The sequence below is a fragment of the Pauljensenia sp. UMB3104 genome (assembly GCF_030217285.1).
In the GTDB taxonomy this organism is placed as follows: domain Bacteria; phylum Actinomycetota; class Actinomycetes; order Actinomycetales; family Actinomycetaceae; genus Pauljensenia.
The window spans coordinates 1-251 of the sequence record NZ_JASONN010000452.1; the positions used below are offsets into that span (position 1 = coordinate 1).

Below are 251 nucleotides of genomic sequence, written 5' to 3' on the forward strand. Positions count from 1 at the left end.
TGTGCGAGTGGATTCGGCAGGGATCTCCGATGAGGAGGAGGGTAACCCGATCGATTATCGTGCCGAGCGTGTGCTGCGCGAAGCAGGATACGGCATCCCCACCCATCGGGCGCGCCAGCTGCTGCCCAGTGAACTGAGCCAGTGGGACCTGATCATTGCGATGACTCGCGGCCATGAACGGGCAATCGAGCGCATGGCTGCACGCACTGGAACGGATCCGGATGTCCACCTGATGCGCGAATTCGATCCGC

The 251-nt window shown here is 62.2% G+C and carries 1 protein-coding gene; it reads left to right on the plus strand.

Annotated elements, in window-relative coordinates; genetic code table 11:
* Position 1 precedes the first annotated feature (1 nt).
* Positions 2-251, plus strand: a 250-nt coding sequence (locus QP415_RS12375; protein WP_442953494.1) for an arsenate reductase/protein-tyrosine-phosphatase family protein, incomplete at its 3' end; no start/stop codon positions are given.